At 73.6% G+C, this 11,805-nt stretch carries 7 protein-coding genes and 1 pseudogene; 3 read left to right on the top strand and 5 right to left on the bottom strand.

Features of this window, described 5'->3' with window-relative positions; translation table 11 throughout:
* Nucleotides 1–169: 169 nt before the first annotated feature.
* The 5 genes and pseudogenes from IH80_RS0136880 to IH80_RS40230 form a co-directional block, all read right to left on the bottom strand.
* Nucleotides 170–1,588, bottom strand: a complete 1,419-nt coding sequence (locus tag IH80_RS0136880) for a DUF6177 family protein (RefSeq protein ID WP_030966230.1) — start codon at nt 1,586–1,588, stop codon at nt 170–172.
* Nucleotides 1,589–1,604: 16 nt separating this feature from the next.
* Nucleotides 1,605–5,579 carry a type VII secretion protein EccC gene (locus tag IH80_RS0136885; protein ID WP_030966231.1) on the bottom strand — a complete coding sequence of 1,325 codons (3,975 nt, stop codon included), beginning with the start codon at nt 5,577–5,579 and terminating at the stop codon, nt 1,605–1,607.
* 2 nt (nt 5,580–5,581) lie between these two features.
* Nucleotides 5,582–6,481, bottom strand: coding sequence for a MinD/ParA family ATP-binding protein (locus IH80_RS47565; RefSeq protein WP_030966232.1), 900 nt, complete (start codon nt 6,479–6,481; stop codon nt 5,582–5,584).
* Between the two features lie 549 nt (nt 6,482–7,030).
* Nucleotides 7,031–8,386, bottom strand: a complete 1,356-nt coding sequence (gene eccD, locus IH80_RS0136895) for a type VII secretion integral membrane protein EccD (protein ID WP_030966235.1) — start codon at nt 8,384–8,386, stop codon at nt 7,031–7,033.
* A gap of 270 nt (nt 8,387–8,656) precedes the next feature.
* Nucleotides 8,657–8,896 (bottom strand): annotated as a pseudogene (locus tag IH80_RS40230) (hypothetical protein); the annotation flags it as partial.
* 361 nt (nt 8,897–9,257) lie between these two features.
* Between IH80_RS40230 and IH80_RS0136905 the strand changes: the two are divergent.
* The 3 genes from IH80_RS0136905 (at nt 9,258) to IH80_RS0136915 (ending at nt 11,711) form a co-directional block, all read left to right on the top strand.
* Complete coding sequence (locus IH80_RS0136905) at nt 9,258–9,785, top strand: GNAT family N-acetyltransferase (protein ID WP_051810330.1); 528 nt, start codon at nt 9,258–9,260, stop codon at nt 9,783–9,785.
* Between the two features lie 56 nt (nt 9,786–9,841).
* Complete coding sequence (locus IH80_RS0136910) at nt 9,842–10,354, top strand: SigE family RNA polymerase sigma factor (protein ID WP_030966239.1); 513 nt, start codon at nt 9,842–9,844, stop codon at nt 10,352–10,354.
* A 67-nt stretch (nt 10,355–10,421) separates the two neighbouring features.
* Nucleotides 10,422–11,711: a hypothetical protein gene (locus IH80_RS0136915; protein ID WP_030966241.1), complete on the top strand. Its 1,290-nt coding sequence runs from the start codon at nt 10,422–10,424 to the stop codon at nt 11,709–11,711.
* Nucleotides 11,712–11,805: the final 94 nt, after the last annotated feature.

Consider the following 11,805-nt stretch of genomic DNA (forward strand, 5'->3'; position numbering starts at 1 on the left):
GAACCCGACATCAGGTTCGTCAGAACCTGCGTCCCCATGTCGAACTTCATCCCACACTCCCCCGCACTCTCGAACGAACACCAGTGTGACCACTACAACTAACATACATCGCACCTGCAACGAGCAACGAGGCGGTTGTGGCCGACTCATGACAAACCGCCAGGCATCTTCACGATCCCTTCAGATGCCTCGTCAGCCGCTCGAAGTCCGCCCACCCGGACAGGTCCGACGGATCCCCGGGCAGCGGGTAGTAGTAGCCGGGGCGGGACTTGGGTCCGAGCGGCACAGGCGCCTCGGCCAGCGGCGTGTGCCGGGCCCGGTCGTCCGGCATGGCACGCACCTCCTCCGCACCCAGCACGAAGGCCAGCGGCACCCCCGGCCCCTCGAAGCGCGGCGGCACCAGCAGATCGCGCCGGGCTTTGCGGAGCTGTACGAGCATCGACTGGAGGCGGTGGCGGGTGACGAGGGCCTCCGCGACCCGCGGAAGGGCGTCCAGCGGCGGCTCCTCGCCCTCGCCGTAACCGAGGGCCATCGTCACGGTCTCCTCGACGCCCGCCTTCGTACGGCTGACCCGCACGGTGGCGAGTCCGGGCCGGTCCGGGTGGCCCACCACCACGAACCACGTCGGCTCGGGGGCCCGCGCGAACGCCACGTCGGTCAGCCGGCCCGGCGACCAGGGCAGGTTCGCGGGCTCGGCGGTGCCCCAGCCCGCCGGAGGGGCGCCCGTCAGCTCGCGCCACACCGTATCCAGGGCCCCGCCGAGGACCAGTCGGTCGTCCGCGGGGTGGATGGTGCGGAAGGTGAGGGCCAGCTGCCGCTGCGCCGTCTCCGCAACCTCCTGGTACGAGGCGGCGACGGGCGTCCGGGGGTCGTCCTCGGTGGCGTCCGGGGCGACGACCGTGGCGAACATGCCTTCCTGCCAGCGCAGCACCGCGCCCGAGAGGCCGTCGTAGTAGCCCACCCGCTGGTCCTGCACGACCCACCGCGAGGGCCAGTCCGGCATGTTCGCCAGCACCGCCGGGGACAGCACCGTTCCGGGCGGCGTGACGATCTGCAGGCCGCGCTCGGCCGCCGCGGCGGCCCGGAAGGCGTCGGAGAGCCAGGCCGTCATCGCGACGACCGGGCGGTCCATGATGACCACGGCGACGTTGGGGGTGAGCACGTCGACGGCGGGCTGCGCCGCGGCCGGCGTCGGCGCCACGCCGATGCCGTCGCTCTCCACCACCGCCACCGACCGCGCGGCCTCCGGCGGCCAGGCGCTCCCGCCGGCGAGCGAGGACAGGCGGGCTGCGAACGTGCCCGCGAGGCGTTCGGCCTCGGGCACGCCGGTGGTGGCGCGGGCCTCGGTCCACCAGTAGGGGACGCGCGGCGGGGTGGCCCCCAGCAGCCGCTCCGCCTCGCCCTCGACCTGCACCAGCAAGGGCGCCTCGACCGATACGAGCGGCCGCCCCTGCTCGTCGCAGAGCTGGATCACCGCCCCCTCTCCGGCCGTGTCCACCAGTTTGTCGGGGCCGCCTGACAGCAGTCCCGCGAGCACCGCCCAGGGGGCGGGCATCTGCTGGGTCAGGGCTACGACGTCCTTGGTCATACGGTTCTGCGGCCCTTCACTCGGTGGTGTAAACGGTCTGGACGAGGCGGTTCGACTGGCCCCTGCGGACGAGGACGCCGCGACCGGCGGGCTGCTGGGAGGCGTACACCCCCGGGAACAGCTGGCCCTCGCCCCGGTCGCCCGCCATGACGATCGCCGAGGCGCCCGATTCGCGCAGGCCCTGCACCAGCGGCTCGTACATCCCGCGCGAGGCGCCTGCGACGCGGCGGGTCAGCACGAAGTGCAGGCCGATGTCGGCCGCCGACGGGATGTACGGGACGAACGGGGCCAGCGGCGACTGTCCCGCGGTGGTCAGCACGTCGTAGTCGTCGACGAGGACCACGATCCGCGGGCCGCCGCCCCAGCTGCCCGGCTCCAGGTCCTCCAGCGGGGCGCTGTCGTCGGGCATCCGCCGTTCGAGCTCGGTGGCGATGCCCGCGGCCAGCCCGGCGCACATCTTGGCGTTGTAGGCGTAGCCGCCGTTGAACTCCTCCGGAACCACACCGCGCAGGCTGCGCCGCGGGTCCATGATCGCGAAGACCAGTTCGTCCTCGCCGTAGCGCTCGATGAGACCGCCGGCGACGGTCTTCAGCAGGTTCGTCTTGCCGCACTCGCTGTCGCCCATCACCAGCAGGTGCTGGTCGTGGTGGAACAGGTCGAGGAGCACGGGTGCCAGCGCGGTCTGGTCGAGCCCGATCGGCACCCGCTTCGGCTCGGCGACCGGGCCCGGCAGCAGGTGCGGCTCCAGCACGTGCGGCAGCACCCGGACCGGCTGGGCGGCGTCGCCGCTCCAGGTGGCGCGGATCGTGCGGGCCGTGCGTTCCAGGACGGAGCCCAGTTCCGAGGTGTCGGTGAGCCCGTCCGTACGGGGCAGCGCCACCTGTGCGAAGAGCTTGCCGTCGGTGAGGACACGGCCCGGCTCGTCGGGCGACAGGGTCTCGGCGAGCTTGCGCTCGATGCTGGTCTCGCTGGGGTCGTTCAGGCGCAGCTCGACGCGCGTGCCGAAGTTCGACTGGACGGCGATGCGGACGTCGTTCCAGCGGAGCATGCCCGCGACGACGTGGATGCCGTAGCCGCCGCCGCGCTTGAGGATGTCGACGACGGCGTCGTCGAGCTCCTCGAAGTCGTCGCGCAGCGCGCCGAACCCGTCGATGACCAGGACGATCTCGGCGGAGGCCAGCTGCGGCAGCCGGCCGGCCGCGTGCAGGGTGCGCAGCTGCTCGACGGAGTCGATGCCGTGCTCGCGGAAGAGGTCCTCGCGCAGGGCGAGCATGGTGCGTACCTCTTCGACGGTACGGGCCGCCCGCTCACGGTCGGCGCGGCCGGCGATCCCGCCCACGTGCGGCAGTCCGGACAGGGCCTGCAGGCCGCCGCCGACCAGGTCGAGCCCGTAGACGCCGACCTCCTGCGGGGTATGGGTCAGGGCGAGCGAGAGGACCAGGGTCCTCAGCAGGGTGGTCTTGCCGGACTGCGGGCCGCCGATGACGGCGACGTGGCCGCCCGCGACGGTGAGGTCGAGGTACCACTGGCCCTGCCACTGCTTCGTCGGGTCGTCGAGCAGACCGAGCGGTACCACGAGACGTTCGCGGCGCGCGGTGAGCTGCATTCCGCGCACGCCCACGTCGAGCGGGCCGGCGACGGAGTCCAGGGCGATCGCGCCGGGCAGCGGCGGCAGCCAGATGCGGCGGACCGGGCCCGCGGCGTGCTCCAACTGCTCGACGATGACGCCCATCTCGGTGGGACCGGTCTCGCGGCGGCGCACCGAGGGCTCGGGGCCGCCCGTGTTCTCCGGCTCGGACAGGGAGTTGAACGCCCCGTACTCCAGGGCGAGCGGACCGCTGTCCTCGTCCTCGGCGCGCTGTACGGGGCCCCGGTAGGCGCCGGAGACGTAGCTCGCCTTGAAGCGTTCGTAGTGGCTGGTGTCGACCTTGAGGTAGCCGAAGCCGGGCAGCGGCGGGAGGTGGAAGGCGTCGGTGGTGTCCAGGACGGTGCGCGACTCGTCGGCGGAGAAGGTGCGCAGGCCCAGGCGGTACGAGAGGTAGGTGTCCAGGCCTTTGAGCTTGCCGCCCTCGATGCGCTGGCTGGACAGCAGCAGGTGCACCCCGATGGACCGGCCGATGCGGCCGATGGACAGGAACAGGTCGATGAAGTCGGGCTTCGCGGTCAGCAGTTCACCGAACTCGTCGATGACGACGAACAGGTGCGGGAGCGGGTCCAGGTCGGGCCGGCGGTCGGCGCGCAGCGCGGCGTAGTCGCCGATGTCGGCGACGTTGCCCGCGTCCTTGAGGACCTGCTGGCGCCGCTTGACCTCGCCGGCGAGGGAGGCGTGGACGCGCTCGACGAGGCCGGCCTGGTTCTCCAGGTTGGTGATGACACCGGCGACGTGCGGGAGGTCGGCGAACGGCGCGAAGGTCGCACCGCCCTTGTAGTCGACGAGGACCAGGGCGAGGTCCTCCGGCGGGTGCGTGGCCACCAGGGCGAGGACGAGGGTGCGCAGCAGCTCGGACTTTCCGGAACCGGTCGCGCCGACGCACAGGCCGTGCGGGCCCATGCCCAGCTCGGAGGACTCCTTCAGGTCGAGCAGCACGGGCTCGCGGGCGTCGCTGATGCCGATGGGGACGCGCAGGAAGGCGCGTTCGCCGCGCGGGGCCCACAGGCTCGCCAGGTCGAGACGGGCCACGTCGTCGATGCCGAGCAGGTCCGCGAAGTCGACGGGGCCGGACAGCGGGGCGTCGACGAGGGACTCGGCGGACAGGCGCAGCGGGGCGAGCATCCGGGCCAGGCCCTCGGCGAAGGGGATGCCGACCTCGTCCACGGTGCCGTGGGCGCTGATGGGCTCGTCCTGGCGCAGGTCCTCGATGAGCACCCGGTCCCCGTCGACGGTGATCCGTACGCCGACGTGGCCGGGCTCCTGGATGCGCTGTTCGAGCAGGTGGAGGACGGTGACGCCCATCTCGCGCAGGCCGACCGCCTCGTCGGGGCGGGGCAGTTCGACGGCGTCCTCACCGTGCCCGTCGGTCACGACCAGCAGCCGTGACGTCATGGCCAGGGCGTCCTTGCCGGACAGTCCGCGCCGCACCTCGGCGGCGTAGGAGGCGCGGCGGCGCAGCTCCGGGCCGATCTGCCGGGCGAGCTGGTCCGTGGAGGGGGCGATGCGGCGGGCGGCGACGGGGCCGTCGAGCTGTTCGGTGTCCAGGAGGTGCGGCATCCACTTGGCCCACTCCCAGTCGGGGAGCCGGTCGCCGGGCACGGCGAGCGCGATCGCCACGTCGTCGGGGGCGTGCATGGCGGCGGCCTGCACCAGCAGGGCGCGGGCGACGCGCAGGCAGTCCTCGCGGGGGCCGATGACGCTGATGTTGCCGACGCGGTCGAGGGGGACGGTGAGCGGCAGCTCGGTGCCGTTGCGGAAGCGGGCGGTGAGTGCCGAGGCCTCGTTGAGCATGAACCGGTCGGGTGGGGTGAGGACGGTGGAGCCCTGCTGGCCGATCTGCAGGTCGCGGACCGGCATTTCGCCGGTGCCGACGCGCACGCGCAGGAAGTCCCCGTCGACGCGGCGGCGCTCCCACAGCCGGGCCGGGTCGCGGACGATGTCGTACAGGGCGTGCGGCGGCGGGTTGAGCACGTCGGCGTGCTCGGCGCGTTCGCGTTCCTCGGCGGAGAGCTCCTCGCGCAGGTCCTCCAGGTAGGCGAGGTAGGCCTCGCGCTGGGTACGGCGGGTGCGCTGGGCCTTGCCGCGCTGCGAGAAGACGAGTGCGACCGAGCCGATGATGGTGACGACGAGGATCAGCGCGCCGAGCGCGGCGAACTGGCTGTTGCGGACGACCGTCATCATCACGACGGACGACATGACGCCCGCCACGGGCAGCAGCGACATCGCGATGCTGCCCGCCTTCCCCTCGGGGAGGTTGGGCGGGGCCTCGATGGTGCGTGCCTCGGGGGGCGCCGGCGGCCTGACGGTCCGCGCCGGGCGGTGGATCAGTCGGGTACTCATCGTCAGTGGCGCTTCTGGGAGAGCTGGAAGACGTCCGCGGCGAGCCGGGTGGCGTTCTGCCGGGTCGAGTGGGCGAGCAGTTCGGTGCGGATGGGGCCGCCGTCGGCGAGGTGGCGGTCGTAGGGCAGGACGTGGACGCTCGGCCCGGCCGCCTCCAGGGTGCGCACGGCGTCGGCGAGGTCGACTCCGGAGTGCGGCGCCTGCTCGGTGATGACGACGGAGGTGCTCCCCAGCATGTGCGGCGGCAGGCCCTTCATCCACTGGAGGACGGCGAAGGTGCTGCTGACGCCGTCCAGGGTGGCGGGGGTGGTCAGGACGCGGGCCTGGGAGGCGGAGAGCGCGACGCGGGCGACCTCGGCGGGGAGCGTCTCGCAGTCGACGACGGTGACGCCGAAGTAGCGGCGCAGCGCGACCATGGCCCGTTCGTAGGCGCGGGTGTCGAGCATCGCGCCGATCTGGCCCTGGCTGCCGGGCAGCAGCCAGGCGTTGTCGCGGAGCTGGACGAGGTAGCCGGTGATGTCGAGCAGCGACATCTGGGGCTCGACGATGTCCGCGACGTCGCCGGTGGTCCAGCGCAGGCTCTCGGCGCCGAGCCGGATGGGCAGGGAGCCGAGGGCGGGGTCGGCCTCGACGAAGAGGACGGGGTCCTGCCGGTAGTGCGCGTACGTGGTGCCGAGCAGGGCGGCGACCGTGGACTTGCCGGCGCCGCCGCGGATGGAGGTGACGGCGATCTGGCGGCCGGTGGTCACGGGCTGCTGGAGCAGTTCGGCGGTGCGGGTGGCTTCGGCGACCTCGCGGGCGGCCGACGAGGAAACGGTTCTCCGTACGGCGCGCAGGGCGCGGGCGCCGAACGGCTCGCCGTGTCGGGGCTTGCGGCCGGTTCCGGAGAGCTGCCGGTCCACTGCGGGCTTGGAGTCGGGGGTGGTACGGGTCCGCTGCCCGTGGCCGGCGGCGGCGTACGCGGCCTGGGGCTGGGCCTGGACATGCGGCTGCTGGGGCTGCGCCGGGACCTCCGGGTACGGCCGGGCCTGCGGCGGGACGCCGCCCCGGGGGCCGGCGGCCGCCGCGGCGGCCACGCCCGGTCCCGGCTGCGGGTACCCGTACGCGGGAGCCTGGGCGGGAGCGTGGCCACCGGGGCCGGCCGCCGGACGCTGCGCCGCGCCGGCGCCCGGCGCTCCGGTGGCCTGCGGCCCGGCGCCCGGCACCTGGTGCTGCGGATGCCCGTGCGCGGGGGCGGCGGCGCCCGGGGCGGGGGCCTGCGCGGCGGGACCCGCGGCCGGCTGCTGGTGCGGCCCGGCCTGCCCCTGCACCGGAGCCTGCCCCTGCGCCGGAGGCTGCCCGTGTGCCGGAGGCTGCCCTTGCGCCGGAGGCCGTGCTCCGCCGTTGAGGTCGCGCAGGACGTCGCCCTGCCAGTTCTCTGCGTTCGGCATGTCTGCCCCTGCCCCTCTTCCTCAGAACTTGTTGAGCAGCTGCCCGTACACGCCGAACACCCCGACGGCGAGCGGGAAGAGCCCCACCATGCCCACCGATTCGATGAGGTCGGCCGTGCGCCGCAGCCGGACCTGCACGTGGTCCGGCGGCTGCACCGCGAGGACGAGCAACGGCAGCAGCGCGGCCAGGACCAGGACGGCGAGCGGGCCGGCGCCCCCGTCGTGCCCGGTCCACAGGATCACCAGGCGTACGACGAGCAGGGCCGCGGCGGCGATCAGCGCGACGACCTCGGCCACCAGCGGGAAGGCGCGCGCCCGCGAGAGCAGGACGACCGCGACGAGCGACGGCAGCGCGACCGTCCACACGGAGGGCTTCTCGGCCAGCGTCAGCAGCCAGCCGGCGGCCGCCGCCGAAGCGGCGGTGACGATGGTGGCGAGGGCGAGCCCGCGGTGCGTGGCGGCGAGCGCGTTGCCCACCTCGTGGCGGCTGACGGAGGCGCCGCCCGAGCGGCGGTCGTCGAGGGCCGTGAGCCCGGACGCCATCAGGGCCAGCCTCGGCAGCAGGCCGAGCAGCACCACGGAGACGACGGCCATGACCGCACCGAGCCGGGCGGGGTCGCCCTGGACGGCGGCGACGGCCTCCCACAGGCCGGTGATCACGGCGGTGGCCACGGCGCCGAAGAGTCCGCCGCGGCCGAGCGGAGAGAAGTAGCCGAGCAGGGCCAGCGTCAGGACGAGCGCGCCCGCTACGGCGGCGAGCCGCGCGGTGCCCGGCCAGTCGTGGGCGTCCGCAGCGGTCCAGGCGGTGAGGACGCCGAGCCCGCCGGATGCGAGCAGGAGTGCCGTCGCCAGGCCCCGGTTGCCCTGGCCGATCCGTGAGACGAGGGCGCCGGACGCCATCAGGGCGAGCGTGACGACGGCCAGGGCCGCCGCCAGCGACTCGAGGGCGAACTCGCGGCGGGCGAGCAGCGCGGCGGTCACCGTGAAGGCGACGGTCGCCACCCCCGCGCTGCCCCGCCGGGCGGCGGGACGCCAGCGCCATGCCTGGAGGTCGAGGTCGTCCGAGACCAGGTCGGTGACGTCGTGGACCACCGGGGCGGGCGGCGCGGAATGGCTCCTGACCAGGCGCAGCACCGCTCCGTCGGCTATCCCGGCCGTCGCCAGCGTGCTGTCGTGCGGCAGCGCGGAACCGTCCGGCGCGATCAGCTGACGGGTCAGCGGGCGCGAGGCGGCCCGGTCGTCGAGCAGCTGCAGTATGTCCGGCAGCAGTTGACCGATCGGCGTGTCGGACGGCAGGACCATGTCGGCCCGGCGGCGTTCGCCGATCAGGGTCACCCGGCTCAGTTGCGCCCGGGAAGTCGTTGCTGTGCTCACCACTTGCGGGAACCTATCATCGCGGGTTTGCGACCTTTCGGGGCCAAGGGGACATGGCGCTGCTGCCGGACCGTGAACTCTCCCGGATCTGCACGCCTGATGCTTCTTCCGCTACGAGTGCACCGGCTGCGGCGACGTGGCCGGGTGCGAGGGGGAGGGCTGTGAAGTCTTCGGCGGTTTGGGGGATTTCGACGGCTTCGCCGCCGACGGGCTCGCCGGGGCGGCGGGCTGCGGGGACGTGCCGGGCTGGTCGGCCGGCTGCAGCCGGCCCTGCTGCTGTTGTTGCTGCTTCTGCTGCTCGGCCTTCTGCTTGGCGAGCGTGTGCTGGACGAAGGACCAGCCGACGCAGCCCGCGCACAGGACGGCCGCGATGGCGATGCCCGCGAACAGCTTCCCGAGCCGTTCGTCCGCCGTGCGCCGTGCCCGTTGGGCGCCGAAGAGCAGGGCGTCCCTCATCCTGCGGCGGCGTACCGCCACCGACTCCAGAAGCTGGCTGTCGTAGTCCCGTGCCATCTGTCGTCCGTCGCCCCCGGTCCCGGCTCGTCGAGCGCCTGTCACCGCTCCAGGGCGCGGCTCCTGAGTGTGCGCCAATGCCGGGCCCCGTGTTTTGCCTCTGCAACATAGAGCATGTGTGCGGATCCGGCACATCCGGACCGGGGAGCGGACGGGCGTCGAACGGGGCGGCCGCGGTCCGGCACCGCGGTCCGGAAGGCCATGGCCGGTGCGAAGGTGCCCGGGGGGACCGTCGCCCTGCCCGCGCCCGGCAGGGGGCCTGCGTCCGGGGCGGTCACCGGCCGGAACTCCCGTCGTAGCGTGAGCCTTTCGGGACGGCTTCCGTCGTCCCGCGCGCCCCGCACACCCCAGGGAGAGACACATGACCGGTCAGGCAGCGCAGCAGCAGGTCAACCAGTCCACCACGCAGGCCGAGCCGGGCGTGGTGGTCCGCGTGGCCGGCGCTGCGGACGTCGGGACGGCGGCCGCGCTGTTCCGCGGCTACCTCGACTTCTACGAGGTGGAGGTCGAGGACCCGGACGCCCCACGGGCCTTCCTGGCCGAGCGCATCGCGAAGGACGAGTCCCTGGTCCTGCTCGCCGACGCCGCGGGACACGGGACGGTCGGCTTCGCGCAGGTCTACCGTGCCTTCTCCTCCCTGTCGTTGACGACCGCCTGGATCCTCAACGACCTCTACGTCGCCCCGTCCGGCCGCCGCACCGGCGCCGGCCGGGCACTGCTGCGCGAGGTGCTGCGCCGGGCCCGTGAGGCCGGGGTGTCGGGCGTCCAGTTGGAGACCGCGTACGACAACACGGTCGCGCAGCGGCTCTACGAGGCGGAGGGCTTCGTCCGCGAGGAGTTCCACGTGTACTTCCACGACCTCGGCGCAGGGACTTCCGCCGGGGCGTGAAACGTTTCCGGACCGCCGTCGCGTCAAGGGAGTGGGACGGACGCGAGGGGGAGTGGATGCGACAGGGTCGCAGGGACGGGTTCCGTGAATTCGCGGCAGGCCGGTCGGGGCACCTGTACCGATCGGCATGTCTGCTGGCGAGCGGGGACACGCACCTCGCGGAGGACCTGGTGCAGGAGACCCTGGGCCGGATGTACCTGCACTGGGGCCGGATCTCCCGCGTGGACAATCCGGCGGCGTACGCGCAGACGGTGCTGGTACGGGCGTACCTCACGCACCGGCGCCGCCGGTCGGCGGGGGAGCGCCCGGTCGGCCGGCTGCCCGACACCGGAGCGGTGGCGGCCGGCGGCGACCCGGCGCTGCGGATGACCCTGCTGCAGGCTCTGGGGCGGCTGGCGCCCAAGGACCGGGCGGTGCTGGTGCTGCGCTACTGGGAGGACCGCAGCGTCGAGGAGACCGCCGACGCGATGAACGTCAGCTCGGCGGCGGTCCGTACCCGCTGCTCGCGGGCGCTGGCCCGGCTGCGGGAGCAGTTGGGCGGCAGCCTCTCCGCCTTCGCGGAATTCTGAGGGCGCCTGACCTCCCGCGCTCCCGCAGAGCCCCACCCCACCCTTGAAACGGAAGGTGTAGTTCCTCATGCCCTTTGAAGATGATCTCGGTACGGCCCTCCGGCGGACGGGGGAGGACTTCACGACCGACCGCCACGCCCTCGTGGACGCGGGCGAGGAGCGCGGCCGGCGCCTGGTGGCCCGCCGCCGGGCCGCGGTGGTCGGGGGATCCGTACTGGCCCTGGCCCTGATCGCGACCGCGGGCGCCTACACCGGCGGCCTCCTCGACGGCCCGGGCGGCGCGGACGGGGTCCAGGTCGCGGCGCAGCCGACCCCGTCGGGCGGTTCCGGCGAGACCGGCGGCGGGCCCGACTCCGGGGCCGGGAAGGGGTCCAGGACCGGCAGCGGCGCGGTCAGCGCGGAGCGGATGATGACCAACCTGGTGAAGGCCCTGGCGGGCGAGAGCGGGAAGCTGGAGACCAGGGCGGGGCGCGGCACGGACAGCGAGGGCGGCGCGGTCGCCTCCGGCGTGTACGACGACGGGAAGGGGAAGGCGGCCGTCAGCGTCAGCCTCTCCCGGGTGGACCCCCTGGGCAGCCAGGCCGGCCAGCTCACCCAGTGCGGGGACAAGACCGTCCAGGGTTACGAGGACTGCCGGACCGAGCGGCTGCCGGACGGCTCGAAGCTGCTGATCCTCAAGGGGTACGAGTACGCCGACCGCCGGGTGGACACCAAGTGCTGGCGGGCCGTGCTCGTCACCCCGGCGGGCTTCCTCGTCGAGGCCTCCGAGTGGAACGCTCCGGCGGAGAAGGGCGCGGCCGTCACGCGGCCCGACCCGCCCCTGGGCAGTGCGCAGTTGAAGACCCTGGTCACCTCGCCGGTCTGGCACCCGGCGCTGAACGACCTGCCGCCCGCCGAGCCCGATCCGGTGCAGCCGGGCGCCGGACCGGGCGCGCCGCTGAAGGACCGCAGCGCCGCCGACGCCCTGGAGTCGCTGCTGGTCCCGGTCGGGATCCCGATCGCCTCCCGGGGCGGGGAGGGCTCGTACGGATACGCCGTGCTCGACGACGGAAAGGGCTATTCCCTGGTCCAGCTCAACGTCAGCCGGGGCGAGAGCACCTCGGGCTTCGCCGGCGCCGACGTCACCACCGAGTCCGACGGCACGAAGGTCAAGATCACGCAGGGTTCCGCCGAGAAGGGCGAAGGAGTGGTCCAGTGGACCGTGGACACCCTGCGCAAGGACGGCCTGCGGGTGACGGTCTCCGCCTTCAACACCGGCAACCAGAACGGCGGCCCGACCCGCAGGACGCCCGCGCCCACACTGGAGCGGCTGAAGGGGATCGCGCTCGCGCCGGGCTGGAACCGCGACCGCAACTAGGCCGTTTCTCTCGGATCATCTGATCGTTGGTTGATGTGTGTCGTTGACTGACGCGCAGTGGGCGCGGATCGAGCCGTTGCTGCCGGACCGGACG

This window comes from Streptomyces sp. NRRL S-378 (genome assembly GCF_000720645.1).
Classification (GTDB): Bacteria; Actinomycetota; Actinomycetes; order Streptomycetales; family Streptomycetaceae; genus Streptomyces.

Excerpts from the sequence above, each read along its gene's own strand:
- IH80_RS0136910 (WP_030966239.1), top strand. The coding sequence starts at position 9,842 with ATGCGACAGGGTCGCAGGGACGGGTTCCGTGAATTCGCGGCAGGCCGG.
- IH80_RS0136915 (WP_030966241.1), top strand. The coding sequence starts at position 10,422 with ATGCCCTTTGAAGATGATCTCGGTACGGCCCTCCGGCGGACGGGGGAG.
- IH80_RS0136885 (WP_030966231.1), bottom strand. The coding sequence starts at position 5,579 with ATGAGTACCCGACTGATCCACCGCCCGGCGCGGACCGTCAGGCCGCCG.
- IH80_RS0136905 (WP_051810330.1), top strand. The coding sequence starts at position 9,258 with ATGACCGGTCAGGCAGCGCAGCAGCAGGTCAACCAGTCCACCACGCAG.
- IH80_RS0136880 (WP_030966230.1), bottom strand. The coding sequence starts at position 1,588 with ATGACCAAGGACGTCGTAGCCCTGACCCAGCAGATGCCCGCCCCCTGG.